The organism is Massilia sp. DWR3-1-1 (genome assembly GCF_049898325.1).
Taxonomy (GTDB): Bacteria; Pseudomonadota; Gammaproteobacteria; order Burkholderiales; family Burkholderiaceae_D; genus JAFCUW01.
In genome coordinates, this window is sequence record NZ_JAFCXL010000020.1 from 44,096 (window position 1) to 70,530 (window position 26,435).

Annotated in this window: 22 protein-coding genes; 11 read left to right on the forward strand and 11 right to left on the reverse strand. The window is 67.4% G+C overall.

Annotated features, from left to right (window positions below; translation table 11 throughout):
• Positions 1–26: 26 nt before the first annotated feature.
• The 7 genes from cyoA to ACP7EY_RS19135 are packed head-to-tail and all read left to right on the forward strand — an operon-like array spanning position 27 to position 6,705.
• The gene (gene cyoA / locus ACP7EY_RS19105; RefSeq protein WP_426196408.1) at positions 27–1,052 is read left to right on the forward strand and encodes a ubiquinol oxidase subunit II; all 1,026 of its coding nucleotides are present in this window, start codon (positions 27–29) and stop codon (positions 1,050–1,052) included.
• Complete coding sequence (cyoB, locus tag ACP7EY_RS19110; protein WP_426196410.1) at positions 1,052–3,046, forward strand: cytochrome o ubiquinol oxidase subunit I; 1,995 nt, start codon at positions 1,052–1,054, stop codon at positions 3,044–3,046. The genes cyoA and cyoB overlap by 1 nt, the downstream gene beginning before the upstream one ends.
• A complete protein-coding gene (cyoC, locus tag ACP7EY_RS19115; protein ID WP_426196412.1) occupies positions 3,039–3,674 on the forward strand; it encodes a cytochrome o ubiquinol oxidase subunit III in 636 nt (211 codons plus the stop codon). Before cyoB ends, cyoC begins: the two co-directional genes overlap by 8 nt.
• Positions 3,671–4,090, forward strand: a complete 420-nt coding sequence (gene cyoD, locus ACP7EY_RS19120; protein WP_426196414.1) for a cytochrome o ubiquinol oxidase subunit IV — start codon at positions 3,671–3,673, stop codon at positions 4,088–4,090. The genes cyoC and cyoD overlap by 4 nt, the downstream gene beginning before the upstream one ends.
• Positions 4,087–4,866 carry an SURF1 family protein gene (locus ACP7EY_RS19125; RefSeq protein ID WP_426196416.1) on the forward strand — a complete coding sequence of 260 codons (780 nt, stop codon included), beginning with the start codon at positions 4,087–4,089 and terminating at the stop codon, positions 4,864–4,866. The genes cyoD and ACP7EY_RS19125 overlap by 4 nt, the downstream gene beginning before the upstream one ends.
• Positions 4,863–6,179 (forward strand): ATP-binding protein, encoded by a 1,317-nt coding sequence (locus ACP7EY_RS19130; protein WP_426196418.1) that lies wholly within the window; start codon positions 4,863–4,865, stop codon positions 6,177–6,179. Before ACP7EY_RS19125 ends, ACP7EY_RS19130 begins: the two co-directional genes overlap by 4 nt.
• Positions 6,169–6,705, forward strand: coding sequence for a response regulator transcription factor (locus ACP7EY_RS19135; protein ID WP_426196420.1), 537 nt, complete (start codon positions 6,169–6,171; stop codon positions 6,703–6,705). The genes ACP7EY_RS19130 and ACP7EY_RS19135 overlap by 11 nt, the downstream gene beginning before the upstream one ends.
• Positions 6,706–6,744: 39 nt before the next feature.
• On the opposite strand, the gene ACP7EY_RS19140 is transcribed toward ACP7EY_RS19135, so the two are convergent.
• The 7 genes from ACP7EY_RS19140 to ACP7EY_RS19170 all read right to left on the reverse strand — a co-directional run bounded on the left by ACP7EY_RS19140 (position 6,745) and on the right by ACP7EY_RS19170 (position 17,158).
• Entirely contained in the window at positions 6,745–8,574 is a 1,830-nt protein-coding gene (locus ACP7EY_RS19140) for an ATP-binding protein (RefSeq protein ID WP_426196422.1), read from the reverse strand.
• 105 nt (positions 8,575–8,679) lie between these two features.
• A complete protein-coding gene (gene fusA / locus ACP7EY_RS19145) occupies positions 8,680–10,806 on the reverse strand; it encodes an elongation factor G (protein ID WP_426196424.1) in 2,127 nt (708 codons plus the stop codon).
• Positions 10,807–10,881: 75 nt separating this feature from the next.
• Positions 10,882–12,411, reverse strand: coding sequence for a peptide MFS transporter (locus ACP7EY_RS19150; protein ID WP_426196426.1), 1,530 nt, complete (start codon positions 12,409–12,411; stop codon positions 10,882–10,884).
• A 158-nt stretch (positions 12,412–12,569) separates the two neighbouring features.
• On the reverse strand, positions 12,570–12,992 hold the full coding sequence (locus ACP7EY_RS19155; RefSeq protein WP_426196427.1) for a response regulator: 423 nt from the start codon (positions 12,990–12,992) through the stop codon (positions 12,570–12,572).
• A gap of 204 nt (positions 12,993–13,196) precedes the next feature.
• The gene (locus ACP7EY_RS19160) at positions 13,197–14,426 is read right to left on the reverse strand and encodes a cyanophycinase (protein ID WP_426196428.1); all 1,230 of its coding nucleotides are present in this window, start codon (positions 14,424–14,426) and stop codon (positions 13,197–13,199) included.
• Between the two features lie 13 nt (positions 14,427–14,439).
• Complete coding sequence (locus tag ACP7EY_RS19165; RefSeq protein ID WP_426196430.1) at positions 14,440–15,282, reverse strand: ferritin-like domain-containing protein; 843 nt, start codon at positions 15,280–15,282, stop codon at positions 14,440–14,442.
• 202 nt (positions 15,283–15,484) lie between these two features.
• Positions 15,485–17,158, reverse strand: coding sequence for a DUF4394 domain-containing protein (locus ACP7EY_RS19170; RefSeq protein WP_426196431.1), 1,674 nt, complete (start codon positions 17,156–17,158; stop codon positions 15,485–15,487).
• Between the two features lie 370 nt (positions 17,159–17,528).
• On the opposite strand from ACP7EY_RS19170, the gene ACP7EY_RS19175 reads away from it, so the two are divergent.
• A complete protein-coding gene (locus tag ACP7EY_RS19175; RefSeq protein ID WP_426196433.1) occupies positions 17,529–17,993 on the forward strand; it encodes a GNAT family N-acetyltransferase in 465 nt (154 codons plus the stop codon).
• A 9-nt stretch (positions 17,994–18,002) separates the two neighbouring features.
• Here the strand turns inward: ACP7EY_RS19175 and ACP7EY_RS19180 are convergent, their stop codons facing one another.
• A complete protein-coding gene (locus ACP7EY_RS19180) occupies positions 18,003–18,398 on the reverse strand; it encodes a winged helix-turn-helix transcriptional regulator (protein ID WP_426196435.1) in 396 nt (131 codons plus the stop codon).
• A 101-nt stretch (positions 18,399–18,499) separates the two neighbouring features.
• Between ACP7EY_RS19180 and ACP7EY_RS19185 the strand changes: the two genes are divergently transcribed.
• Positions 18,500–19,255: an SDR family oxidoreductase gene (locus ACP7EY_RS19185; protein ID WP_426196437.1), complete on the forward strand. Its 756-nt coding sequence runs from the start codon at positions 18,500–18,502 to the stop codon at positions 19,253–19,255.
• Between the two features lie 21 nt (positions 19,256–19,276).
• Here ACP7EY_RS19185 and ACP7EY_RS19190 read toward each other — a convergent pair whose 3' ends face one another.
• Positions 19,277–19,930 carry a response regulator gene (locus tag ACP7EY_RS19190; RefSeq protein ID WP_426196438.1) on the reverse strand — a complete coding sequence of 218 codons (654 nt, stop codon included), beginning with the start codon at positions 19,928–19,930 and terminating at the stop codon, positions 19,277–19,279.
• On the reverse strand, positions 19,927–21,219 hold the full coding sequence (locus tag ACP7EY_RS19195) for a sensor histidine kinase (RefSeq protein WP_426196440.1): 1,293 nt from the start codon (positions 21,217–21,219) through the stop codon (positions 19,927–19,929). The genes ACP7EY_RS19190 and ACP7EY_RS19195 overlap by 4 nt, the downstream gene beginning before the upstream one ends.
• Before the next feature lie 162 nt (positions 21,220–21,381).
• Between ACP7EY_RS19195 and ACP7EY_RS19200 the strand changes: the two genes are divergently transcribed.
• Positions 21,382–23,940, forward strand: coding sequence for a TonB-dependent receptor (locus ACP7EY_RS19200; protein ID WP_426196442.1), 2,559 nt, complete (start codon positions 21,382–21,384; stop codon positions 23,938–23,940).
• On the opposite strand, the gene ACP7EY_RS19205 is transcribed toward ACP7EY_RS19200, so the two are convergent.
• A complete protein-coding gene (locus tag ACP7EY_RS19205) occupies positions 23,918–25,816 on the reverse strand; it encodes an amidohydrolase (protein WP_426196444.1) in 1,899 nt (632 codons plus the stop codon). The genes ACP7EY_RS19200 and ACP7EY_RS19205 overlap by 23 nt on opposite strands.
• A gap of 224 nt (positions 25,817–26,040) precedes the next feature.
• Here ACP7EY_RS19205 and ACP7EY_RS19210 point away from each other — a divergent pair, with 224 nt between their 5' ends.
• Positions 26,041–26,421: a translational machinery protein gene (locus ACP7EY_RS19210; RefSeq protein WP_426196446.1), complete on the forward strand. Its 381-nt coding sequence runs from the start codon at positions 26,041–26,043 to the stop codon at positions 26,419–26,421.
• The last annotated feature ends 14 nt before the right edge of the window (positions 26,422–26,435 follow it).

Consider the following 26,435-nt stretch of genomic DNA (forward strand, 5'->3'; position numbering starts at 1 on the left):
CGCTCACTCCATTTGCCCACTACCGCATGTTTATAAGCTCGATACCCAAAGCAAGCTCGACAAAAGGCCTGGCCCGTCGCGCGCTGCTGTTGCTGCCCCTGTCCTTACTGTCGGCATGTAACACCATCGTCATGAACCCGGCCGGTGACATCGCCAACCAGCAGGCTGACCTGATCGTGGTCTCGACCTTGCTGATGTCGTTGATCATCGTTCCGGTCATTGCGCTGATCATCATTTTTGCCTGGCGTTATCGCCGGAGCAATACCAGCGCGCCGTACAAGCCGGAGTGGGACCATTCGACCCGTCTCGAACTGGTGATCTGGGGCGCGCCCCTGCTGATCATCATCGCGCTGGGCCTGATCACCTGGATCAGCACCCACCTGCTCGACCCGTACCGGCCGCTGCACCGCCTCGACGCGCAGCGCCCCATCGCCGCCAACACCAAGGTACTGGAAGTGCAAGTGGTGGCGCTCGACTGGAAATGGCTGTTCATCTATCCGGAACTGGGCATCGCCACCGTCAACGAGCTGGCCACCCCCATCGACGTGCCGGTGCGCTTCAAGATCACCGCTTCGACCGTCATGAACTCGTTCTACATCCCCGCCATGGCCGGCCAGATCTACGCCATGCCGTCGATGCAGACCACCCTGAACGCGGTGATGAACAAGCCCGGCGTGTACGACGGCTTCTCGGCCAACTACAGCGGCGCGGGTTTTTCGAACATGCGCTTCAAGCTCCATTCGATGGACCAGGCCGGCTTCGACGCCTGGGTCGCGAAAGTAAAAAGCGAGGCCAGCCCGCTCGACCGCGCGACCTACCTGGCGCTGGAAAAACCCACCGTCAAGGACGCCGTGCGCCATTTCAACAGCGTTGAAACGAATCTGTTCGACGCCGTCGTCAACCGTTGCGTGGAACCTGGCAGCATCTGCATGAGCCAGCAAATGCATGCCGACGCCCACCGTCACCCCGGCGCTACCGTCGAACACCAGCTGGCCGTCGCCAGCAAAGCGGAAATTTGCACTACGCCAACTAACCCAGTGAAGACAAACTAATGCAACAACCTACCTCTCTGCTGCTGGGACGGCTGTCCTGGGAAGCGATTCCTTTCCACGAGCCGATCCTGATCGCTACCTTCGGCATGGTCGCCCTCGGTGGCCTCGCCATGCTGGCGCTGATGACCAAATTCCGCCTGTGGGGCCCCTTGTGGCGCGACTGGGTGACCAGCATCGACCACAAAAAAATCGGCATCATGTACATGATTCTCGGTTTCATCATGCTCTTGCGCGGCTTTGCCGACGCCCTGATGATGCGCGCCCAACAGGCCATGGCCTTCGGCGACAACGCCGGCTTCCTGCCGCCGCACCACTATGACCAGGTGTTCACCGCCCACGGCGTGATCATGATTTTCTTCGTCGCCATGCCATTCGTGACGGGCCTGATGAACTACATGGTGCCGCTGCAAATCGGCGCCCGTGACGTCGCCTTCCCCTTCCTGAACAATTTCTCGTTCTGGATGACCACCTTCGGCGGCATGCTGACGATGGTGTCCCTGTTCATCGGCGAATTCGCCAAGACGGGCTGGCTCGCCTATCCACCGCTGTCGGGCATCATGGCCAGTCCCGATGTGGGGGTCGACTATTACATATGGTCACTGCAGATTGCGGGGGTAGGCACACTACTGTCGGGCGTGAACCTGGTCGCCACCATCGTCAAGATGCGCGCGCCGGGCATGACCATGATGAAGATGCCGATTTTCACCTGGACCGCCCTGTGCACCAACGTGCTGATCATCTGCGCCTTCCCGGTACTGACCGCCGTCCTGGCCATGCTGTCGATGGACCGCACGGTCGGCACCCACTTCTTTACCAATGACCTGGGCGGCAACGCCATGATGTATGTCAACCTGATCTGGATCTGGGGCCACCCCGAGGTCTACATCCTGGTGCTGCCCGTGTTCGGCATCTTCTCGGAGATCGTCGCCACCTTCTCGAGCAAGCGCCTGTTCGGTTACACCTCGATGGTCTATGCCACCGTCGTCATCACCATCCTGTCCTACCTGGTCTGGCTGCACCACTTCTTCACCATGGGTTCGGGCGCGTCGGTCAACTCGTTCTTCGGCATCACCACGATGATCATTTCGATCCCGACGGGCGCGAAGATCTTCAACTGGCTCTTCACCATGTACCACGGCCGCATCCGCTACGAGCTGCCGATGATGTGGACCATCGCCTTCATGATCACCTTCGTCATCGGTGGCATGACCGGCGTGCTGCTGGCGGTGCCGGCGGCCGACTTCGTGCTGCACAATTCGCTGTTCCTGATCGCCCACTTCCACAACGTCATCATTGGCGGCGTGGTGTTCGGGGTGTTCGCCGGCATCCAGTTCTGGTTCCCGAAAGCGTTCGGCTACAAGCTCGACGAATTCTGGGGCAAGATGGCCTTCTGGTTCTGGACCATCGGTTTCTACCTGGCCTTCATGCCCCTGTACGTCCTGGGCCTGATGGGTGTGACGCGCCGCATGAGCCATTTCGACGACAAGTCGCTGCAGATCTGGTTCGTCATCGCCGCCATCGGCGCCGTGTTTGTCGCCATCGGTATCGCTTCGATGATCATCCAGTTCGTCGTCAGCTACCTGCGCCGCGAACAGTACCGCGACGTCACGGGCGATCCATGGAACGGCCGTACGCTCGAATGGTCGACCTCGTCGCCACCGCCGGACTACAACTTTGCCTTCACGCCCCGCGTGTACGACAACGATACCTGGGCCGACATGAAAGCGCTGGGCTACCAGCGTCCCCGTGATGGCTTCGTCGACATCCACATGCCGAAGAACACCGGCGCCGGCTTCATCATCGCCGCCCTGTCCTTCGTGCTCGGCTTTGCCATCGTCTGGCAAATCTGGTGGCTCGCTGCCGTTGGCCTGCTGGCGACCCTGGTTGCCATCATCGTCCACACGTTTAACTACAAGCGCGATTACTACATTCCTGCGGCTGAAGTGATCCGCACGGAAAACGCCCGTTCCCTTTTGATCGATAGCCATGCCTGATCTGACTACTTCACCCAACGCCGCCAGCGGCGTCGACCAAAGCGCACGTTTCTACGTGAAGCACCACCATCCGGAGAACGGCACCTTGCTGGGCTTCTGGATGTACCTGATGAGCGATTGCCTGATCTTCGCTTGCCTGTTCGCCACTTACGCCGTGCTGGGCCGCAACTACGCAGGCGGCCCCACCGGCGCCGAGCTGTTCGACCTGCCCCTGGTGGCGCTCAACACCTCGCTGCTGCTGCTGTCGTCGATCACCTACGGCTTCGCCATGCTCGAGATGCAAAAGAGCAAGGTCAAGGCCGTCATGGTCTGGCTGGCCATCACCGGCCTGCTCGGTTGCGGCTTCATCGGCCTCGAGCTGTACGAGTTCATTCACCTGATCCACGAAGGCGCCGGTCCCCAGCGCAGCGGCTTCCTGACCGCCTTCTTCTCGCTGGTGGCCACCCACGGTCTGCACGTGACCTTCGGTATCATCTGGCTGGTCACGTTGATGGTGCAACTGAGCAAACACGGCCTGACCACCGAGAACACCCGTCGCCTGATGTGCCTGTCGATGTTCTGGCACTTCCTGGACGTGGTCTGGATCGGCGTCTTCACCTTTGTTTACCTGATGGGAGTGCTGCCATGAGCGCGCATGCCGACAACCACGGCCACCCGGCCCACGATTCACACGATGCGCACGCTGGCCACGATCACCACGACAGCGGGGCGCCCCACTCGACCCTGAAGGGTTACGCCACCGGCTTCATCCTGGCCGTCATCCTCACCGCCATTCCGTTCTGGCTGGTGATGGGCGACGTGATGAAAGATCCCGGCACCCTCGGCCTGGTCCTGATGGGCTTCGCCGGCGTCCAGATCGTCGTGCACATGATTTATTTCCTGCACATGAACTCGAAGGTCGAGCAAGGCTGGTCGATGCTGGCGCTGGTGTTTACCATGATGTTGTTGGTAATCATGCTGGCCGGTTCGATCTGGGTCATGTACCACATGAACCACAACATGATGCCTGGCATGATGAACGAGATCATCAAACAGGCGCCATGATGCACCCCGCGGGCGCATCCCCGGCGCCCCGTTCTTCCCGCGCACGGTGGCTCGCCGCCACCGCCGCGCTGCTGATGTGCCTGGGCTTTGTTGCCCTGGGCACATGGCAAATCTACCGACTGCAATGGAAACTGGCCCTGATCGAACGGGTCGAGCAGCGCGTGCACGCCACCCCGGCGGCGGCGCCCCCGTCCGCTGCCTGGGCGGCGGTGTCGCGCGAACGTGACGAGTACCGCCACGTGTTCGTGCAAGGCCATTACCTGGACGGCGCCGACGCGCTGGTGCAGGCGACGACGGAACTGGGCGGTGGTTTCTGGCTGCTGACGCCGTTCTGCACGGTCGACGGCGCCACCGTGCTGGTCAACCGCGGCTTCGTCACGCCCGCGCGGCCCAAGCCCGTGCTCCAGGCGGGCGCCGTCTGCCAGCCTGGCGGCGCAGCCACGACCACGACCACGACCACGGTGACCGGTTTATTGCGGCTGCCCGAAACGGGGGGCGGCTACCTGCGCAACAACGATGCCACCGCCAACCGCTGGTTCTCGCGCGACGTCGCCGCCATCGCCACGGCCCGCGCGCTGGGACCGGTGGCGCCGTATTTCATCGACCGCGAGGCCGACGCCGGCACCCCGCCCGCCGGCACCCCCGTCGGCGGCCTGACGGTGCTTGATTTCACCAACAACCACGTGGTGTACGCGCTGACCTGGTACGCACTGGCCTTGCTGGCCGCGGGCGGCGCCTGGCTGCTGCTGCGGCGCGGCGCGGGATCGTCCCGGTGAACACAGCATCGGCCATCGGCACGCCCGGCCACACGCCAGCGGAGACGGCGGCCGGTTACCGCAATATGCAGCAACTGATCCAGTTGCGCTGGATCGCGGTGATCGGCCAGATCACCACCATCGCCACGGCCAGTCTGCTGCTGGGCATCCACTTGCCCGTGGCCGACATGCTGCGCGTGCTGGCCTGCCTGATCGGCTTTAATATTTTCAGCCACCTGCGCTGGCACGAACAGCGCGTGGTCGACAACCGCCAACTGTTCCTGGCACTGCTGGTGGACGTGTTCAGCCTGACCTTCCAGCTTTATTTGTCGGGCGGCATGGCCAACCCCTTCGTGTTCCTCTACATGCTGCAGGTGATCCTGGCGGCGGTGCTGCTCGAACCATGGTCGAGCTGGACCATTGTCGGCATCACCGGCGTGTGCGCGGTGCTGCTGGCGGCCTTTGCCCAGCCGCTGTCGCTGCCGCTCGACTACGCCGAAGGCATGTCCAGCCTGTACGTCGAGGGGATCTTCATCAGCTTCATCGTCAATGCGGCGCTGCTGGTGGTGTTTATCACCCGGATTACCCAGAACGTGCGCAAGGGCGACGCCGCCCTGGCCGACCTGCGCCAGCGCGCCGCCGAAGAAGAGCACATCGTCCGCATGGGCCTGCTTGCCTCGGGCGCCGCCCACGAACTGGGCACGCCGCTGGCCACCCTGGCCGTGATCCTGGGCGACTGGCGCCGCATGGCCGAGTTCAGGGAAAACCCCGAACTGCTGGCCGAACTGGGCGAGATGCAGGTGCAGATCGGGCGCTGCAAGGCCATCGTCAGCGGCATCCTGATGTCGGCCGGCGAGGCGCGCGGCGAATCGTCCGTCAAGACCACCATCAAGGTCTTCCTCGACGAGCTCGCGGCCGAGTGGCGTGCCAGTCGCACCCTGCTGGTATTCGAGTACGATAACGGCATCGAACAGGATCTCGCCGTGGTGTCGGACTCGACGCTCAAACAGATGATTGCCAATGTGCTCGACAATGCGCTGGAAGCCTCGCCGGGCTGGCTGCGCCTGGTTGCCAGCCGCGACGGCGACGACCTGATCCTGGAAGTGCTCGACGCGGGCCCCGGCTTTGCCCCTGGGATGCTGGCCCAATTCGGCAAACCGTATCAGTCGACCAAGGGCCAGCCGGGGCGCGGCCTGGGCCTGTTCCTGGTCGTCAACGTGGCGCGCACCCTCGGCGGCAGCGTTGCCGCCAGCAACCGCGACGCCGGCGGCGCCGCCGTCAGACTCACCCTGCCGATGTCGGCGATCGCCCTGGAAGCACCGCATGGACACTAGCCGCAGCCTGATCCTCATCGAAGACGACGCCGCCTTTGCGCGCACGCTGGGCAAGTCCTTCGAGCGGCGCGGCTACAGCGTGATGCTGGCCACCAGTTTTGAAGAGGCGCGGGTGCTGCTCGAGACGCGCAATCCCCGCTTCGCCGTGGTCGACCTGAAACTGTCCGGCCATTCGTCGGGCCTGGCCTGCGTGCAAATGCTGCACGAGCACGATGCGGACATGCTCATCGTCGTGCTGACGGGCTTTGCCAGCATTGGCACGGCGGTCGAAGCGATCAAGCTGGGCGCCTGCCAGTACCTGGCCAAGCCCTCTAACACGGACGACATCGAAGCCGCGTTCGGCCACCTGGCGGGCAATGTCGACCACGAGTTGCCGGAACGCGCCACCTCGATCAAGACGCTCGAGTGGGAAACCATCCACGGCGTGCTGGCGGAAACGGATTTCAATATTTCCGAAGCGGCCAGGCGACTGGGCATGCACCGCCGCACGCTGGCGCGCAAGCTGGAAAAACAGCGCGTCAAATAGGCAAGCGTGGTGCGGCGCGCCGCCGCTACCGCTGCCGCCTCAGCGCGGGCGCGCCAGTTCCGGCAACACCACCGTGAAGGTGCTGCCCTGCCCCGGTCCCGCGCTGTCGGCCTTGACCAGGCCGCCATGCAACTGCACCAGGTTCTTCACCAGCGCCAGTCCCAGCCCCAGCCCGCCGTGCGACCGGTCGGCGGTGCGCACGGCCTGGGTGTGCAGGTCGAACACCTGCGGCACCAGTTCCGGCGCCATGCCGATGCCGTCGTCGCTGACCGTCAGCAGCACCCTGCCCTCGGCGCTGGCCAGGCGCAGCGCCAGGTGGCCGTCTTGCGCCGTGTAGCGCGAGGCATTGCCCAGCAGATTGCCGACCACCTGTACCAGCCGCTTGTGGTCGCCCTCGACCATGCACGGCGCGGGCGGCAGGTGCACCTCGAGCCGCTGCTGCCTGGCCGCGCACTGGGGGGTGATCTGCTCGCACGCCTGTTCGACGACCCCGCGCAGGTCGAGCGGCGCGCGGGCAATTTCAATCAAGCCGCGCGCCACCCGCGAGACGTCCAGCAGATCGTCGACCAGGCGGCTCATGTGGTCGGCCTGGCGGCCGATCATCGCCGCCGTGCGCGTCACCGCCACCGGGTCGCTCGCCTGCATGGTCAGCAGGCGGGCGCCGGTGATGATGGGAGAGAGCGGGTTGCGCAACTCGTGCCCCAGCAGAGCGAGAAACTCATCCTTGCGCTGGTCGGCCGTGAGCAGGCGCGCCGCCACCGCATCGCGTTCGGCGCTGCGCTGTTCGAGCGAGGCGGCCATGCGGTCGAGCGCATGGGCCAGTTCACCGATTTCCTCGCCGCCATGGCGCATGCCCGTGCGGGTGGCCAGTTCACCCGAGGCGATGCGGTCGGCGGTGGCCGCGATCAGGCGCACGCGCTTGACGATGAGCACATCGCCCACCCACCAGGCGACGACCGCGGCCAGCGCCAGGGTCGCCAGCAAGCCGCCCAGCAAGAGCAACTGGTCGCGCCACACCGCGTCGAGCACCGCCGCTTCCGGCACCCCGATCAGCACCGTGTAATTCGACAGGATGAGTGGGCCCACCTTGCTCGATGCATACAGGCGCTTGATGCCGTCGGCGTCGAGCACGCTCAGGGGCGCGCCGTCGGTGCGGGTGGCGCGGCTGGCCGGCAAGGGGATTTTTTTGCCCAGCATGCCAGCGGCGGCGGGCCGGTGCGAGATGACGGTGCCCTCCTCGTCCAGCGTCCACAGCACGGCATTGGCGGGCAGTTGCACGCTGTCGACGAACTTGTCCAGTTCGACCAGGTCGAGAGCGGCGAACAGCACGCCCACCACCTGATCGCCCTTGATCACGGGCAAAGTGAGGTTGACCGTGTGCTTTTGCACCACGCGGCCGAACACATAATTGCCGGCAATAAAGCGCCGCTCGGCCACGGCCCGGCGGAAATGGGCGCGGTCGCCCAGATTGACGGGCACCAGCGCCGGCACGGCGCTGCAGACCACCTCGCCACTGATGGCAATCAGGCCGAAATTGACGTAATCGCGGTTCTTTTGCAGGATATCGGCCAGTACGGCCGGGCATTCGGCGCGGTGTTCCACCACCGTCGGCACGCTCGAGAGGTCACGCAGGATTTGCATGGCCGACTCGATCGACTGCGCCTCGTTGGCGGCGGCCAGGTTCACCAGGCGCTGCAGATTGTCGCGCGCGGTGCTGATCGCCGTGGCGCGCTCGCGCACCCCGACGGCGATCGTCATCGCCACCAGCGGCATCAGCGACAGGGCGACGAGCAGCATCAGGCGCCAGCGCAAGCTGTGAAAGGTTGCCCGCCAGGGCAGGCGCGGGCGTGGCAGGGCTGCGTCGCTCATGATTGATTACAGCAAAATGTCGGGCCGCCACTGTAGCGCAAAATCGGCCCGGTCAGCAAAGCGCTGGCGTGCGAAACTGAGGAAAATGAGACACCGGCGACCCGCTCAGGGGTGGCCGCCGGGGGCTGGGCCGCTCGGGGTTGCGCCGCTCAGCTGCGCCTGCACCTGCCTGGGCACGGCCGCGTACTGGCGCAATTGCATGCTGTAACTGGCGCGGCCCTGCGTGAGCGAACGCAAGGTGGTGGCGTAGCCGAACATGTCGGCCAGCGGCACCAGCGCGCGCACCAGTTTGCCGCCGCCGGCCTGGTCTTCCAGGCCCTGCACGATGCCGCGGCGCGCCGTCAGGTCGCCCATCACGTGGCCCATGAAGGGCTCGGGGGTTTCCACCTCGACCTGCATGAGTGGTTCGAGCAGCACGGGCGCACCCTGGCGCAGGGCCTGGCGCACAGCCAGCGCCGCCGCCATGCGGTAGGCGTGTTCGTTCGAATCGACCTCGTGGTAAGTGCCGAACGTCAGGGTGGCGCGCACATCGACCACCGGGTAGCCGGCCAGCACGCCGCTGCGCAGGCTCTCCTCGATGCCCTTGTCGACGGCGGGAATGAACTGGCGGGGAATGGCGCCGCCCTTGACGGCGTCGACGAACTGGTAGCCCTGCCCCGCGGCGGCCGGTTCGAGGCTGAGCACCACGTGGCCGTACTGGCCCCGTCCGCCCGTTTGCTTGATGTACTTACCTTCGACATCGACCACCTTCCTGCCGATGGTTTCGCGGTAGGCCACCTGCGGCTTGCCCACCGTGGCCTCGACGGCAAATTCGCGGCGCAGGCGTTCGACCAGGATTTCCAGGTGCAATTCGCCCATGCCCGAGATGATGGTCTGGCCTGTTTCAGGGTCGGTGTGGACCCGGAACGACGGGTCTTCCTGCACCAGGCGGTCAAGCGCCGCGCCCATTTTTTCCTGGTCGGCGTGGGTTTTCGGCTCGACCGCCTGCCAGATGACCGGTTCCGGGAACAGCATTTTTTCCAGCACGATGACGTGCCCGGGCGCGCACAGGGTGTCGCCCGTGGTGACGCCCTTGAGGCCGACGGCGGCGGCGATGTCGCCTGCGCCGACCTCGCCGATTTCCTGGCGATCGTTGGCGTGCATCTGCAGCAGCCGTCCCAGCCGCTCGCGCTCGCCGCGGCGGGGGTTGTAGACGCTGTCGCCGGCCCTTGCCCGTCCCGAGTAGACGCGCACATAACAGAGCTTGCCCACGAACGGGTCGCTCATGATTTTAAATGCCAGCGCGGCGAACGGGGCGTCGTCGGCGGGGGCGCGCCAGGCGGGCATGTCGTGCTCGTCGGTGCCGCCGATGGCGGGCAGGTCCAGCGGCGACGGCAGGTAATCGATGACGGCGTCGAGCAGCGCCTGCACGCCCCGGTTCTTGAAGGCGCTGCCGGCCAGCAGGGGCACGATTTCGTTGCGGATGGTGCGTGCGCGCAAGCCCTGGCGGATCTCGGCATCGGTCAGGGTGGCGCCGTCCAGGTATTTTTCTGTCAGCGCCGGGCTGGCCTCGGCGGCCGCTTCCACCATCTTCTCGCGCCAGTCGTGCGCCGTCGCCTGCAGGGCGGCGGGGATGGCCTGGTAGCTGAACACGGTGCCCTGGGTGGCGTCATCCCAGACGATCGCGCGCATGCCGATGAGATCGACGACGCCATGGAAGTCGTCCTCGGCGCCCAGCGGCAACTGCACCGGCACCGCCAGCCCGTTGAGACGGCTGGCAATCTGCTCGCGCACGCGGAAAAAATCGGCGCCCACCCGGTCCATCTTGTTCACAAACGCAATGCGGGGCACATGGTATTTGTTTGCCTGGCGCCACACGGTTTCCGACTGCGACTGCACCCCGCCGACGGCGTCGTAGACCATCACCACGCCGTCGAGCACGCGCATGGCGCGCTCGACTTCGATGGTGAAATCGACGTGACCGGGGGTATCGATGAGATTGATGCGGTGTTCGGCGGCGGTGCCGTCCATGCCGCGCCAGAAGGCGGTGGTGGCGGCCGCGGTGATGGTGATGCCGCGCTCCTGCTCCTGCGCCATCCAGTCCATGGTGGCGGCGCCCTTGTCGACTTCACCGAGTTTGTGGTTGACACCCGTGTAAAACAGGATGCGCTCGGTGGTGGTGGTCTTGCCGGCGTCGATGTGGGCGCTGATGCCGATGTTGCGATAGCGCTCGATGGGGGTTCTGCGGGTCATCACTAGCTCCTGGTGGAATTCGGACGGGCGACGCTTGCACCTCCATCTTAGACCTGTCGCGCGCGCGCGCGCCGATCAAGCGTGCGCGTGATGGGTGGCGGTGAGCCGGCGCATCAGGGGCAGCGCCGCCAGCGCGATCAGGGTGCAGGCGATGGCGCCGATGCCCAGCTTGTTGAACAGGCTCGTGTAGATCGGCAGGGTCAGCAGGGGATCGACCATGTCGCGCGGCACGCTGGCCAGGTTGGCGACCACGCCGCCCAGGTACTGGGAAATGCCGACGGCGACAAAATAGGCGCCCATCATGAAGCCGCCCATGCGCGCCGGCACGTAGCGGGCGATCATCGCCAGCCCCAGGCCCGACACCAGCAGTTCACCCAGCGAATAGCAGCCGTAGCCGATGATCATCACCCACGACGAGGTCTTGCCGCCGACGGCGAACTGGCCGGCGATGCCGTACACAAAAAAGCCCACCGCCACCATGGCGAAGCCGAGGGCGAACTTGGCGGCGATCGACAAGTCGCGGCCGCTGCGGCCGGCGACGCTGTACAAGCCTGCCAGCACGGGGCTGAGCAACATGATCCAGATCGCGTTCAAGGCCTGGAACTGGGCCGGCGACCAGGTCCACAAGTGCGAACCGAACACGGCAAAGTCCAGGTCGACATTGCGCAGCGCGAACAGCGACAGCGAGGTCGACATTTGCTGGTAGAAAATGAAGAAGAACACCGTCTGCAGCGTCAGCACGAGGGCGGCGATCAGGCCGGCCCGTTCGTTCGGCTCGCTCTTGCGGATCAGGTGGATGAAAATGCCCAGCACCACGATGCCGGCGATGTACACGAAGGCGCGGGCGATGGCCTGGTATTGCAAGATGACGGCCGAGGCGCCCACCGCCAGCACGCCGGCGCCCAGCACCATGAGGAGCTTGTCCACGCGCAGCGGCAACTGGTCGGGGGCCGAGCCGATATGGGCGATGGTGCGGCGGGTGAAACTGACGTTGATCAGGCCCACCACCAGCCCCACCGCACAGACGGCGAAGGCAGCGTGCCAGCCGAAGCCGTCGCCGTAGTTGGCGTTGACGTAGTCCTTGATCATGGGCGTGGCCAGCATCGACACGGTCGAGCCCACATTGACGGCCATGTAGTACAGGGTGAAGGCACTGTCGATTTTCGAATCGTCGCCTTCATAGATCTTGCGCACCATGTTGGCGGTGTTCGGCTTGAACAGGCCGTTGCCGACCACCACCACGCCCAGCGCGGAAAAGATGAACCAGGTGTTTTGCGTGGGCACCGCCATCAGCGCATAGCCCAGCGCGAGGATCATGGCACCGATGTGCATGCAGCGGCGCGTGCCCAGCACCTTGTCGCCGATCCAGCCGCCGATGGCGGGCGAGACATAGATCAGCGCCGCGCAGGCGCTCCACACGAGATTGGCGCGGCTGTCGTCGAAGCCCAGTCGCTGGACCAGGAAATAGACGATCAGGGCCTGCATGCCGTAGTAGCCAAAGCGCTCCCACAGTTCAATGAGGGCGATGGTGGAAAACGAGCGCGTTTGCGTGTAAGGGGCGCTGCTGGCCGCCGAAAGGGGCGCGAGGGGGGCCTGGGTTTGCATGTCCGTTTTTGCCTTTATGGTCGATATCGAGGCGCCTTCCCGGATCGCGGGAAGGCGCCACTGGCTGCGTCGTGGTTCACTGACGCGCAATTATCGTGCATGGACGGGCAAGGCGGCAACCGAAGAGTGCGACTGGCGCGGCGCGGCGCGCCGGGCGATCAGGCGTCGACGATGATCTCTTCGATCACTTCGATCGAGGTGGGCTTGGTCAGGTGCAGGTCGAAACCGGCGCTCTTTGCGCGCGCGCGGGTGGCGTCGTCGCGCCAGGCGGTCAGGGCGACGATGCGCACCGCGGCCAGGCCGGCGATCTGGCGCATGGCGACGGCCACCTCGAAGCCGTTCATGCCGGGCATGCCGATGTCGAGAAACACCACATCGGGCCGCTGGCGCTCGGCAGCGCGCAGACCATCGGCGCCGTTGTGGGCGGCGACGGCGTCGTGGCCCAGCAGTGACAGGATCGCCACCAGGGTGTCGGCGGCGTCGGCGTTGTCGTCGATGACGAGCACGCGGCGGTTCGGGACGACCACCGCGCTATCGGCGGACGTTGCGGCACTGGCGGTGGTGAGAGAGGGAGCGTTCATGGGAAACTCTGCATCAGTTCGACCGGCAGGTCGGTGTTCAAACAAACGGGCAGAGTTTTGGCCGAAGGGTTGTGTTGTCATTCTGGCCTCGCAAGGCGGACCACACAATGGCTGTACTGTAACACGAATTGAATTGAAGACACACCTGCCCCGCCCGTGGCGTGCGCGGGGGGCAGGCGCCGCCGCGCCGCGCCCGCGCCCCCCTCATTGCGCGCGCACTGGCCCCTGGTAGGGCTGGTAGGCGGGCCACTGCAAGGCCACCGGCCGCACGTCCAGGCGCAGGCGGTAGACGGAAACCGCCTCGGAACTGGCCGACACATAGCCACTGCTGGCGGGCGCGCGGCTGAACCGAAACTCGAAGCCGGGGGCGCCGGCGGGCGCGCCCGGTCCCGCGAAGGCCAGCCCGATGGCGGCCGGCTGGTCGCTGTCGATCAGGCGCGACATCAGGTCGACGACGGTGGTGTTGCCCAGGATATCGGCGGCGACCAGCGCTGTGCGGTATTCGGGCGCGGCGGGATCGACCTTGCCGCCGATCTTGTCGGCGGACGGGGTCAGCACGCCCGTGGCCAGGTTGATGCGGTCGCCATGGTCGAGGTAGCTGATGCTGGCGTTGCTGACGTTAAAGCCGGGCACGCTGGCATCGACCTGCGCCGCGTCCGTTTCCAGCACGATCACGCCCTTGTAGCCGATCACCTCGGCCTCGCGCCCCGGCCCCACCACCAGCGCCGTGTTTTCATCGATGCCGATGCCGCGCCGGTACTGCTGGCGCAGCATCAGCGGCAGCATGCGGGCGAAGCGGCCCCGCACCAGCAGGTGCTGGTCGACAAACACGTCATTGCCGATAAACCCCAGGCCAGGCGCCATCACGCCGCCGTCGGCCACCCCGCGCTGCAGGACCTCCAGCACGGACGGGGCATTGTCGAACATGGTCGAACTCATCACGGCCGCACCCGCGCTGGTGCCGGCAATCACCCCGCCGCGCCGGTACAGGCGCCAGATGGCGTCGAGCACGGCCGAATTGGCGCCGTCCGGGTTGCGCAAGGTGGCGACGATGCGGGCCTGGTCGCCACCGAGAAAATACACGCCGCCGGCGCCATCGATCTGCGCCACCAGCGCGCTGTCGTTGGCCGCCTTGCGCACGTCGCCCGGCAATTTCGGCGACAGCGGCAGCAGGAAGGCCTGCGCCCCGTACTCGTTGAGGGTGCGTACCCAGCTGGCGCCGGAGCGGCCCGGATTGCCGGCCGCGGCGGGGATGACGGCGATGCGGGCGCCCTTGCCGCCGGCCAGGCGGACGATGCGCTCCCACACCACGGCGTTGTCGGCGCGCAAGGCGCCGCCGGCGATGACCAGGTGGCCCTCGGCGCAGACCGCGCTGGTGCTGCACAGAATGACCAGTCCCAGCACAAAGCGGCTACCCCATTGACGATATTGCATGTCGAATCCTTGATTATATTGAAATATGTCGCGCCGTCGCCGCGGCCTGCAGCGCCGCCAGTTCGGCCTCGCCAAAGCCCGCGCGGCGGCGCGCTTCCAGGTTGAACGGCCCGCGCAGCACGGGCGCATCGTAGCGCACCGTCAGGACGGCGTAGGTGGCGGCCCGGTCCAGGCCGCGCGCCTCGCACAGCGCACCATACCAGTGGTTGCCGATTTCGACATGGCCGACTTCGTCGCGCAGGATGATGTCGAGGATGGCGGCGGCGGCCAGGTCGCCGCCCTGGGCCAGCTTGGCGCGCAGCGGCGGAATGGCATCGAGCCCGCGCGCCTCGAGCGTGCGCGGCACCAGCGCCATGCGCGCCATCACGTCGTCATTGGTCTTGGCGACCATCTCCCACAGGCTGTCGTGGGCGGGAAAGTCGCCGTAGGCGTGGCCCAGCACCTGCAAGTGCGCCACCAGCATGGCGTAGTGGCCCGCTTCCTCGGCGGCCACGCCCAACCAGTCGCGGTAATACGCTTCGGGCATGGCGCCGAAGCGGGCGACGGCGTCGAGCGCCAGGTTGACGGCGTTAAATTCGATGTGCGCGAGCGCGTGGACCAGCATGGCGCGCCCCTCGACGGTGACCATCGAGCGCCGCCCCACCAGGCGCGGCGCCACCAGTTGCGGACGCGCCGGGCGGCCGGGGATGGCGTCGGCGTGCGCGCCCTGCATGGCGATGCTGGCGCCGGCGTCGACCGTGACGGCGCCCGCCGCCAGGGCGGCCGCGAGGGCGCCGATGGCGGCCATTTTTGCGGGGGGATCGGTTTCGAGCAGGCAGCGCAAGGCGCCCGCGCGCAGCTCGACGGCATCGGTCATGGCTGGGTGCTCTCTATAAATGTGGTGTGCGATCACGCGCGCTTGCAGCGTGATGGCAGCGCGAATGAGCCGGCAGTGTAACGCAGAGGCGGCCGGCGCCAACAAAAACGCCAGGGGCGTCGACGGTGCGACGCCCCTGGCGCAGGGCAGCAGGCGGCCGGCGCCGCCCGGCCCCATGCAAGGGGCCCAGGCGGCCGAGACCTTACTTGAGCACGATGGCCAGGTCGATCAGGCCCAGCTGGCCGTTGCCGATTACCGAGCTCGCCGGCGTGGCGGCGCCGTTCACCAGCACGGCCGCGCCCGTGGCCAGGTCGATCCGGTACAGGGCGCTCGGGCCCGTGGCCGTGGCGCGCAGCGCTGCCAGTGCCAGGCCGTTGGCGCCACCGGCGATGTCGAAGCCGACGTCGCCCGCCACCACCGCGCCCAGGGACCCGATCGTGGTCAGGGTGCCGTCGTTGGGCGGATTTTGCAGGGAAAGTGCGGCGGTATTGCTCAATACGTCGAGGTCGAGGTCATACAGCATGGTCGCCGCGCTGTTGGCGAAGCTGTTGCTGTTGGCGGCGGCCGTCACGTTGGGGGCGTTGACGGCGCCCGGGCGATTGAGCGTGCCATCGGTGGTGACGGCGCCCGTGTCGACATTGATGCGCAGGCTCTGGCCCGTGTTGCCGATCACCCGCAAGCGGTCCGCCACGGGATTGAAGTCGACGGCGAAGGCACTGCCGGCCACGGCCATGTAGGGGGCGCTGGTGTCGGCCGGATCGGCCGCCAGCGTGGCCTTGAAGGTGGTGGCGCCCGTCAGCGGATCGATCGTCACCAGCCGGCTGGTGCTGGTCAGGCCGTACAGCATGCCGTCCTTGGGCCGCACGTCGAAGCCCAGCAGCTTTTCACCCGTGCCCAGGCCGCTGATGGCGACGTTGCTGAGCAAGGTGGTGGGCGTGGCCGGGCGGAAGCCGACGATGCGGCCCTCGTCGGTCAAGCCGTAGACCAGCGCTGCGGCGGGCGTGCGCACGGCCAGGCCGCGCAACGCCTCGGTGGCGCCGACGACGCCAACCAGGGTGGCCGGCGCGCTGGTGGCGGCCAGGTTGATGGTGTACAGATTGCGCGCGCCGTCCACGGTCATGACGGCGTAGCCGGTGTTGCTGACGGCGTCGATGTCGAAGCCGGCCACGCTGGTGGCCGTCACGCCCAGCGCCACGGGGCTGGCCAGGGTGCCGTTATTCGGTGGATTTTGCGTATACAGGGTGCTGTTGACGGCGTCGATCACATACAGCGTGGTGCTGGCGGTGCCGGCGAAGCTGTTGGTGTAGGCGGCGCCATGGATGGCGCTGGTGGCGGCGCCGCCATTGATGTTGCCGTCGGTGGTGGTGGCGCCCGTGTCGACATTGATGCGCAGGCTCTGGCCGCTGTTGCTGACGATGCGCAGGCGGTCGGCCACGGGGTTGAAATCGACGCCGTAGTCGGTTCCCGCCAGGCCCGCGAACGGCGCCGTGGTGTCGGTGGGGTCGGCCGCCAGGCTGGCCTTGACGGTGGCGACCCCGGTGCCGCTGTCGATGGTGTAGATGCGGCCCGTGCTGCCCACGCCATACAACAAGCCATCGGCCGGCCGGAAATCGATGCCCAGCAGGTTCTCGCCCGCCTGCAGGCCCGTCACGCTCACGCTGGTGCGGATGGTGCCGGGGCTGGCGCGGTCGAAGGTCAGCAGCTTGTTGCTCACGGTCAGCACGGCAAGGTCGCCGGCGCTGAGTACCGGCACGGGCACGGGAACCGGCACGGGCGTCACTGGCGTACCCACGTTATTGCTGTCGCCGCCGCATGCAGCCAGGCTGAGGGTCAGGGCGGAAGCAAGTGCGAGTTTACTGAATGGAAAGTTTTGCATGGTCTGGGCCTCTTCGGTAGTGCTTCTGTGGCCCCGGGTCAAGGGGGCGGTGGGGCACGTGGTCATGACCGGCCCTGGGGCGCGGCCGACATCACGGCACGGAAAGCGTCGCTGGCGCCGGTCTGGCGGGAGCGTACTGAAGTACTACACGGCGGAGATGGCTTCGGATGCAGGGCATGCGAAAAAAACTTGGCGCTTTCACGGTCACGATGAAAGCGCCAAAAACTTCGTCGGGCCAGGCGCGAGCGCATCGGCGTCGCCCAAGGCGGGCTCCAAAGTCCTAAAATGCACTCACTTCATCCTTCGCGGAGACCGACCCATGGATTGCCCAAGCCCACATCAGGCGCCTGACCAGCGGCGAGCGACCTTTATGCTGATCCGCCCCATGCTCGGCGCCGACGTGGTGCCCGTAGCGCAGTTGCTGCACACGCTGGCGCTCACGTTTATCGTCCACGACATGCGCCCTGAAGCGGCCGCCACTTTCTTGCGCGACAACGACGCCGAGGCCATCGCCCGCCATCTCGAACGGGGCTTTGCCTATCACGTGGCCGAGGACGACGGCGCCATTGCCGGTTTTGTCGGCATGCGCGAGGGCAGCCACCTGTTTCACCTGTTTGTCGGCACCCCGTGGCAGGGGCGCGGCCTGGCGCGCCGCTTGTGGGACTGCGCCCGCATGGCCACCATCGCGGCAGGCAGCGCGCCGCCGTTCACCGTCAATGCCTCCAACTACGCCGTGCCCGCCTACCTGCGGCTGGGCTTCGTGCCCACCGGGCCCATGATGGAAAAAAACGGCGTCCGCTTCAATCCCATGCGCTGGCCGGCGCCGCCGGACTGACGCGGGCGGTCACGCTCGCTGCGTCCGCGCGGCGAAGGCGGCCCGCGCCGCGCCGATCGCGGCGCGGTTGGCCTCGGCCCATTCCCACACGCCGCAAAACGCCGCGCCCAGGCTACGCCCCAGCGCCGTCAGCTCGTAGTCGACCTTCGGCGGCACCACCGCGTACACGGTGCGCTCGACCAGGCCATCGGCCTCCATCTGGCGCAAGGTCTTGGTCAGCATTTTCTGGCTGATGCCACCCATCAGTTCGCCCAGCCGGGTGAAGCGCAGCCGCCCTTCCTGCTCCAGTACTTCGAGCGCCACCATGGTCCACTTGTCGGCCACCGGGCCGATCAGTTCGCGCACCAGTTGTTCCAGTGCAGGGTCGAGCGGGACGGCGGGCGCCGTGCGATCATTGTGTTTCATGGTATCTCCCTGGTTAGTACAGCACTTTCGGGTGCCTACTTCCCTTTGGTGCGCAAGGAGCTTACCATCGCCGCATCACTTCAACAACGGAGCAAGTCACCATGCACATCAGCGACAACACCATCCTCATCACCGGCGGCGGCTCCGGCATTGGCCGCGCCCTGGCCGAAGCGTTTCAGCGCGCCGGCAACGACGTCATCATCGCCGGCCGCCGCCAGGACGCCCTCGACACCGTGCTCGCCGCCAATCCCGGCATGCACGCCGCCGTGCTCGATATCGAGGACGGCGCCTCGATCGCGCCCTTCGCCGCAGCCCTGCTCGCCCGCTTTCCGCGGCTCAATGTAGTGATCCACAATGCCGGCATCATGCGCCCGGAAAAACTGATCGAAGGCGGCCTCGACACGGCCGAGCACACCATCGCCACCAACCTGCTGGGCCCGATCCGCCTGAACGACGCCCTGCTGCCGCAGTTGCTGGCGCAGCCGCGCGCGACCGTCATCACCGTGTCCTCGGGCCTGGCCTTCCTGCCGCTGGCGGCCACCCCGACCTACAGCGCCACCAAGGCCGCCATCCACGCCTACACCATGGCGCTGCGCCACCAGCTCAAGTCGACCAGCGTGGAAGTGCTGGAACTGGCGCCACCGTACGTGCAAACCGAATTGATGGGCGAGCAGCAGGCGAGCGACCCCCGCGCCATGCCGCTGGCGGACTTCATCAGCGAAGTCATGGCCCTCATCGCGCACGGGCCCGAGCATGGCGAAATCCTCGTCGAACGGGTCAAGCCACTGCGCAATGCCGAGGCGAGCGGCAATTACCACGGCTTTTTCACCACCTTCAACGAGGCGATGGCGCACTGACCTTTGCTCAGTGCTCACCACTCAGGCGCAGGCGGCCGGATCGAGCGTGAGCAGGCCGTGGCGGGCCGCCAGGTGCAGCAACTTGAAATCGTTGTCGACGCCGAGCTTCTGGCGGATCAGCGAGAGGTAATTGAGGATGGTTTTCGGACTCAACTGCATCGAGCTGGCGATCGCCTGCGACGATTCGCCCCGCACCAGCATGCGCAGCACTTCGAACTCGCGCGGTGTCAGGTGGTCAAAGGCGCCGTCGCCGGCGGCCGCCTGGCAGGCGATGATCTGGGCGATTTCGGCCGAGAACACGCGCTTGCCGCCGGCCACCCTGCGAATGGCGTCGATCACCTCGTCCGGCTCGCAGTGCTTGCTCAGATAACCCAGCGCGCCGCAGCGCAGCGCCTGGGTGATGTGGCCGGCCTCTTCGTGCATCGACAGCACCAGCACCTTGAGCTCGGCACGCCGGGCCAGCATGCCGCGGATGGCCTCGAAGCCGCTGCTGCCGCGCAGGCTCAGGTCGACCACGGCGACGTCCGGCTGGCAGCGCAGCATCACCTCGTTGGCCTCGTCGGCGCGCGCCGCCTCGCCCACCACCAGCAGGTCGGGTTCGGCGTCGAGCAGGCGGCGGTAGCCATTGCGCACCACGGCGTGGTCGTCGACCAGCAAGATCCGGATACGGTTCATGCCGCCTCCCTGAGCGCGGCCAGCGGCAGGCAGGCCTGCAAGCGCACGCCCCCCGCGCCGCCGCTTGCCAGGCGCAACTGGCCGCCCACCATGCGCAGGCGCTCGGCCATGCCGATCAGGCCACAGCCGTGGGCGGCGCCGTCGCCCAGGCCGCAGCCATCGTCGACTAGCGCGGCCGTCAGCACGCCGCCGGCCAGCGTCACACTGAGCTGACAATGGCGGGCGCCGCTGTGGCGCACCACGTTGGTCAGCCCTTCCTGCACCACCCGGTACAGCACCAGGCCCAGTTCCTTGTCCAGCGGCGGCAGATCGGGCGGCAGGCTGGCCGTGAAGGCGATGCCGCAATCGCGCTGCTGCCAGCTGCCCAGCAGCTCGCGCAGCGCCGGCAGCAAGCCGGTTCCTTCCAGTCCGTGCGGGCGCAGCCGCGACAGCATCGCGCGCAACTGTTCGGAGCAGGCGCGCACGTCGCGCCGCAAGTCGGCCGCACACTCTTTGACGCGCGCGCCATCGAGGGCGGCGCCATGGCGGCCCAGGTAGGCCGCCGTCACGCTGATGGCGGTGAGGCTCTGCCCCATTTCATCGTGCAATTCCATCGCCAGCGTGCGCCGTTCGTCTTCCTGCACGCGGATCAACTGGTGCGCCAGGCGCCGCTGCCCTTGCTGCGCTTCGGCCAGGGCGGCGGCGAGGCGGTCGATGGCGGCCGCCACGCGGGCAAATTCGCGCAGGGAAAACGGCGGCAAGGCGGCGTCCGGCTCGCCGTCGGCCAGCCGCTGCAGCCCCGCCTCGAGCGAGCGCACGGGCGCCAGCGCGCGGTCGGCCGCCCACCAGGCCAGCGCCAGGGTTGCTCCAGAAAAGAACAGCAGGGTGCTCCAAAGTCGAACAACATCGCCCAGGCGCTCGTCGATTTCCGAGGCGGGATTGGGCGCAATGCGCAGCATCTGCCCGCCCAGGCGCACCACTTGCCCGTCGCCCGCCGTCAATCCCAGCAGGTCCGCCAGGCGCGCGCCCAGGCCGGCCGGCGCCACGCCGGCGGCGCCGTCGACGCTGATGCGGATGTGGCGCAGCGCAGCGCCGTCGATGATGGCGGCCAGCCGGCTTGCTGCTTCGCGTTCACCCTCGCCCTCGCCGGCGCGGCCCGCTTCGAGCAGGGCCAGGGCCAGCCGCTCGGACGCGCGCACCTCCTGTGCCGCGTCGCCGCGCAGCGACGACAGGTTGATCGCCACCGTCACCAGCATCAATACCAGCAGGCAGGCGCCCAGCCGTGTCAGCAGTTGTCGCCGCAGATCCATGCATTGCTCCCCTATCCAGTCAGCGATCAATTGAGCATAACTTGAGCAAGATGCGTGCCTACGATTTCCCGGGAAGATTTCCCGGTATCGCGGTGAGAACTACCCGCCGTGGACCGGCCGCGGCGACCCTATACTGGAAAAAAACCGACAACCAGGGACACCATGAAACAGCCACCAGCAGGCAGCGTCAGCGCACGCTACAGGTTCAACCGTCTGAGCGGCGCCGTGCTGGCCGCCCTGCCCTTGCTGGCGCCGCCGGCGTCGGCCCAGGACGGCATCGCGCAAGTGGCCGGCGTCGATCCTTCCGCTCCCGTCGCCCGCGTTGAAATCATCGGCGTCACGCCCGTGCCCGGCGTCGGCCAGGCGCGCAACGAGATCGCCGCGCCCGTGCAGCGCGCCAGCGCGGCCGACATCGCCGCCAGCGGCGCGCTCGAACTGGGCGACTTTCTCAACCGCCGCCTGGGCAGCGTGCACGTCAACGAGATGCAAGGCAACCCGTTCCAGATGGACGTCAGCTACCGCGGCTACACCGCCTCTGCCTTGCTCGGCAGCGCCCAGGGCATCTCCGTCTACCTCGATGGCGTGCGCGTGAACCAGCCCTTCGGCGACGTCGTCAGCTGGGATCTGATCCCGCGCGCGGCAATCGCCTCGGTGGCGCTGATGCCCGGCTCGAACCCCCTGTTCGGCCTCAATACGCTCGGTGGCGCGCTGGCCGTGCAAACGCGCGACGGCCTGCACCATCCGGGCAGCGCGCTGCAGGCGAGCATCGGCAGCCACCACCGCCGCGCCGTCGAAGTCGAGCACGGCGGCGCCAACGCCCAGGGCCTGCACTGGTTCGTCACCGCCAACCGCTTCAAGGAAGACGGCTGGCGCGACGATTCGCCGTCCGCCGTGGCCCAGTTGTTCGGCAAGCTGGGCTGGCAGGACCGCGCCACCAGCGTGACCGTCTCCGTCTCGCATGCGGACAATACCCTGACCGGCAACGGCCTGCAGGAGCAGCAGCTATTGGCGCGCGAGCGCGCCAGCGTCTACACCAGGCCCGATGTCACCGACAACCGCGCCAGCCTGATCAGCCTGGCAGCGAGCCATCGCGTCGACGAGCGCCTGCAAGTGTCCGCCAACGCCTGGTACCGGCGCCTGCGCACAGCCACTTACAACGGCGACGTCAACGAGGGCGCGCTCGACCAGTCGGTCTACCAGCCCAGCGCCGCCGAACGGGCCGCCCTGCTGGCGGCCGGCTACAGCGGCTATCCCGCCAGCGGCGCCAACGCGGCCAACACGCCGTTTCCCTACTGGCGCTGCCTGGGCCAGGTGCTGCTGCGCGACGAACCGGCCGAAAAATGCAACGGCGTCATCAACCGCAGCAGCAGCAGCCAGCGCAATTACGGCCTGACCGGGCAGTTCAGCTGGCAAACTACGGGCGAGGCTTACCGCAATGCGCTGGTGGCCGGCGCCGGCTACGACGCGAGCCGCCTCGATTTCACGCAATCCTCGCAGCTCGGCTATCTCAATCCCGACCGCAGCATCACCGGCGTGAACGCGTATGGCGACGGGGTCACGGGCGGCGATGTCGACGGCGAACCCTACGACACCCGGGTCGACCTGGCCGGGCGCGTGCGCACCGCCAGCGTGTACGCCAGCGACACCCTGTCGTGGCGGCGCCAGTGGCACCTGACGCTGTCGGGCCGCTACAACCGCAGCACCATCGACAACCGCGACCGCATCCACGCGGCCGGCGATCCGGCCTCGCTGTCGGGCGAGCACCGCTTCGCCCGCTTCAATCCCGCGCTGGGGCTGGTGTGGAATGCGCGCCCCACCCTGGGCGCTTACGCTTCGCTGAGCGAAAGCAGCCGCGCGCCCACTTCCATCGAACTCGGTTGCGCCAACCCGGAGCAGCCGTGCAAGCTGCCCAACGCGATGGCGGGCGATCCGCCCCTGCACCAGGTGGTCACGCGCACGCTCGAACTGGGGCTGCGCGGCGGCTGGCCCGGCGACGCCCGTGCGCTGCAGTGGAGCGCGGGCCTGTTCAACGCCATCAACCGCGACGACATCCTGTTCGTGGCCGACAACCAGGCCGGCTTCGGCTACTTCAAGAACTTCGGCAAGACCCGCCGCCGCGGCCTGGAACTCGGTGTCGATACCAGCGTGGGCGCGCTCAGGCTGGACGCCCACTACACCTGGCTCGACGCCACGTTCCAGAGCGGCGAAATCGTCAACGGCAGCAGCAACAGCAGCAACGAGGCCGCGCTGGCCGGCGTACGGGGCGTCGATGGCGTCATCGCCGTCCATGCGGGCGACCGCATCCCGCTCACGCCGCGCCACCTGTTCAAACTGTCGGCCGAGTACGCCGTCAACAGCGCTTTGAGCCTGAACGGGGGCCTGGTGGCCACCTCTTCCAGCCTGGCGCGCGGCAACGAGAACGGCGCCCACCACAGCGACGGCGTGGTCTACCTGGGGCCGGGCGCCAGCGCCGGCTACCTGGTCGCCAGCGTGGGCGCGCGCTGGCAAGTGAGCCCCCGCTGGCAGGTGCTGGCCCAGGTCAACAACCTGTTCGACACCCGCTACAACACGGCGGCGCAACTGGGGCCGACCGCCTTCGACGGCGCCGGCAATTTCGTCGCGCGGCCGTTTGCCACTAACAACAGCGCAGTGCGCCAGTTGACCTTCTTTGCGCCGGGGGCGCCGCGGCTGGTCTCGCTCAGCGTGCGCGTCGCCCTGTGAGGACGGGACCGGCGGCGGGGTGCCAGGCGGGCGACTGGTAGACCACCTTGCCGCCCACCACCGTCTGCAATACCTTGATGCGGGCGATGTCGGCCGCCTCGATGGTGAAGTAATCGCGGTCGAGCACGATCAGATCGGCCAGCTTGCCCACTTCGAGGGAACCCGTGAGCGCTTCCTGGCGCAGCGTGTAAGCGGCGTCGATGGTGATGGCGCGCAGGGCGGCGACGCGCTCCAGGCCCGGCTGCGCCGTCAGCCGGCCGGCATACGCGGCGCCGGCGTCCCCCGCGCCCGTGCGCGTGACCCCCACCTTCAGCGCGAACCACGGGTCGAGCGGATCGACCGGCCAGTCGCTGCCGAATGCCAGCCGCGCGCCCGCCTGCGCCAGCACCGCCTGCGGCTCCACGCTGGCGTAGCGCAGCGGCCCCAGGTAGCCCTGCAGGGCGCCCACCGTGTCCGGCGCCGGCTTGGCCCACTGGAACGACAGCACGGGCGTCACGTCGAGTGCGGCGAAGCGGGGATAGTCGGCCGGGGCAACGATCTCCGCATGCGCGATGGCCGCGCGCATCGCCTTGCCCGGCGCGCCCGCACGTAGCGTCGCGATGGCGTCGAGCGAGGCGCGCACGGCGCGGTCGCCGTCGGCGTGGATGTGCGCATCGATGTTGGCGCGGGCCAGTTCAGCCAGGGTGGCGGCCAGCAGGTCCGGCGAAAAATACGTGGGCGGGCCGGCGTCGGCCGTGCTTTCCCAGCGCGGCTGCTCAGGCGTGCCGCGGTTGGCCAGGTAGGGCTCGAGCATGGCCCCCGTCAGGGCGGGCGCGGCGATCACGCCATCCATGAACAGCTTGGCATGGCGCAGCTGCATCGACGGCGCCACCACCGTCGGTCCCTGGTCGAATTGCGCCTGCTGCGCCAGCAGGTCGGCCACGGCGCTGCGCGGGGTGGCGTCGGGCCGGCTGGCGTCCTTCAGGTCGATCAGCACGGCGAAGTGGGCGCGTGCGCTCAGCCGGCCCTGGCGCTGCAGGGTGGCGAACGCGGTCAGCGTTTCAGGGTCGGTCCAGGCATCGAGAAAACTGGTGATGCCCTGGCGCCCCATGGCGGCCAGCGCCACCTTCGAGGCGGCCAGATTTTCCGCCACGTCGAGCGGCGGCACCAGCGCCATCGCCGCGTCCTGGGCGGCGTCTTCGAGCAGGCCGGTGGCGTCGCCCGCGCCATCGCGCACGATCTTGCCGCCGGCCGGGTCGGGCGTGTCGCGGCCGATGCCGGCCAGCGCCAGCGCGCGCGAATTGAGCAGCGCCGAGTGGCCAAACGAGGAGCGCACGATCAGGGGACGATCCGTCACCACAGCGTCGAGCAGCGCCTTGCTGGTGTTCACGCCGTCGGGCAGCATGCCTTGCTCGAACCAGTTCACCACCAGCAGCGGCCGCGTGGCAGCGATGTGTTTGGCGCGGTCGCGCGCCGCGCAGGCCTGGATACGGGCCTGGAACTGCGCCACCGTCAAGCTGGCGTAATCGAGACTGCAATTGAGCAGGCGGCTGCCGCCCGATTGCGGGTGCATGTGGGCGTCGATCAGGCCGGGCATGAGCATGCGCCCTTGCAGGTCGATGACGCGGGTCGTCTTGCCCACCAGCGCCAGCGCGCCCGCGTTCGCGCCCACGTAGACGATGCGCCCGGCGCGCACGGCCAGCGCCTCGCGCACGCTGTCGCCGGCATCGACGGTGGCGACGCGGCCGTTGCGGTAGACCAGGTCGGCGGGCGCGGCCGATGCGGCCGATGCGGCGGGTACGGCCGATGCGGCCGATGCGGCGGGTACGGCGGCGGCGACGGCGGCGGCGGCGCCGCCCAGCAGCGCCAGCAAGGCAAAGCGAATCGGCAGGGTCATGGGGTCCTGGGGTGGGGAGCGGCGATGGCGGCCATCATACCGCGAAGTCCAGGCAGCACCGCCGCTTGGTGCGCTGGCGCACTGTGCGATATTGGCGCGCCGACTACACTGGCAAGGCTGGCAGTGGGACTACCCGGTCCCCCTCGCCGATCTCCTTTGGCAAGATTGCACTTCGCTTGCAGCCGGCACCGCCGCTGCATCCCCATTCCCCCACGAAAGAACCCATGTCCTTGAATAACGCCGTCGTCTGGCTCGACCATTCCAAAGCAGTCGTCATCCACTTCGACAAGGACGCTGCTGAGTCCGAGTCCCTGAAAACCCACTCGACCCACGCCCATCCGCGCCAGAACCACGCGGACAGCCATGCCAATGAAGACGACAACAGCAAGTTCTTCAATGAAATCGCCGCCGCCCTGGGCGACAGCGAGCAGATCCTGGTAGTCGGCCCGGCCGAAGAAAAGACCGTGTTCATGAAGCACCTGAGCAGCAAGTCGCCCGCGATCGCCGCCAAGGTCAAGGCCGTCGAAACGGTCGATCACCCGTCGGACGGCCAGCTGCTGGCCCACGCGCGCAAGTATTTCGTCAGCGCTGGCGGCCTGCAGTAAGTGGTTCGTCGCGG

What these genes read in the sequence shown, in the direction of transcription:
- cyoA (WP_426196408.1), top strand. Translation starts at nt 27, where the DNA reads ATGTTTATAAGCTCGATACCCAAAGCAAGCTCGACAAAAGGCCTGGCC.
- ACP7EY_RS19205 (WP_426196444.1), bottom strand. Translation starts at nt 25,816, where the DNA reads ATGACCCTGCCGATTCGCTTTGCCTTGCTGGCGCTGCTGGGCGGCGCC.
- ACP7EY_RS19180 (WP_426196435.1), bottom strand. Translation starts at nt 18,398, where the DNA reads ATGAAACACAATGATCGCACGGCGCCCGCCGTCCCGCTCGACCCTGCA.
- cyoC (WP_426196412.1), top strand. Translation starts at nt 3,039, where the DNA reads ATGCCTGATCTGACTACTTCACCCAACGCCGCCAGCGGCGTCGACCAA.
- ACP7EY_RS19195 (WP_426196440.1), bottom strand. Translation starts at nt 21,219, where the DNA reads ATGGATCTGCGGCGACAACTGCTGACACGGCTGGGCGCCTGCCTGCTG.
- ACP7EY_RS19160 (WP_426196428.1), bottom strand. Translation starts at nt 14,426, where the DNA reads ATGCAATATCGTCAATGGGGTAGCCGCTTTGTGCTGGGACTGGTCATT.
- fusA (WP_426196424.1), bottom strand. Translation starts at nt 10,806, where the DNA reads ATGACCCGCAGAACCCCCATCGAGCGCTATCGCAACATCGGCATCAGC.
- cyoD (WP_426196414.1), top strand. Translation starts at nt 3,671, where the DNA reads ATGAGCGCGCATGCCGACAACCACGGCCACCCGGCCCACGATTCACAC.
- ACP7EY_RS19200 (WP_426196442.1), top strand. Translation starts at nt 21,382, where the DNA reads ATGAAACAGCCACCAGCAGGCAGCGTCAGCGCACGCTACAGGTTCAAC.
- ACP7EY_RS19155 (WP_426196427.1), bottom strand. Translation starts at nt 12,992, where the DNA reads ATGAACGCTCCCTCTCTCACCACCGCCAGTGCCGCAACGTCCGCCGAT.
- ACP7EY_RS19175 (WP_426196433.1), top strand. Translation starts at nt 17,529, where the DNA reads ATGCTGATCCGCCCCATGCTCGGCGCCGACGTGGTGCCCGTAGCGCAG.
- ACP7EY_RS19185 (WP_426196437.1), top strand. Translation starts at nt 18,500, where the DNA reads ATGCACATCAGCGACAACACCATCCTCATCACCGGCGGCGGCTCCGGC.
- ACP7EY_RS19210 (WP_426196446.1), top strand. Translation starts at nt 26,041, where the DNA reads ATGTCCTTGAATAACGCCGTCGTCTGGCTCGACCATTCCAAAGCAGTC.
- ACP7EY_RS19135 (WP_426196420.1), top strand. Translation starts at nt 6,169, where the DNA reads ATGGACACTAGCCGCAGCCTGATCCTCATCGAAGACGACGCCGCCTTT.
- ACP7EY_RS19150 (WP_426196426.1), bottom strand. Translation starts at nt 12,411, where the DNA reads ATGCAAACCCAGGCCCCCCTCGCGCCCCTTTCGGCGGCCAGCAGCGCC.
- ACP7EY_RS19140 (WP_426196422.1), bottom strand. Translation starts at nt 8,574, where the DNA reads ATGAGCGACGCAGCCCTGCCACGCCCGCGCCTGCCCTGGCGGGCAACC.
- cyoB (WP_426196410.1), top strand. Translation starts at nt 1,052, where the DNA reads ATGCAACAACCTACCTCTCTGCTGCTGGGACGGCTGTCCTGGGAAGCG.
- ACP7EY_RS19165 (WP_426196430.1), bottom strand. Translation starts at nt 15,282, where the DNA reads ATGACCGATGCCGTCGAGCTGCGCGCGGGCGCCTTGCGCTGCCTGCTC.
- ACP7EY_RS19170 (WP_426196431.1), bottom strand. Translation starts at nt 17,158, where the DNA reads ATGCAAAACTTTCCATTCAGTAAACTCGCACTTGCTTCCGCCCTGACC.
- ACP7EY_RS19125 (WP_426196416.1), top strand. Translation starts at nt 4,087, where the DNA reads ATGATGCACCCCGCGGGCGCATCCCCGGCGCCCCGTTCTTCCCGCGCA.
- ACP7EY_RS19190 (WP_426196438.1), bottom strand. Translation starts at nt 19,930, where the DNA reads ATGAACCGTATCCGGATCTTGCTGGTCGACGACCACGCCGTGGTGCGC.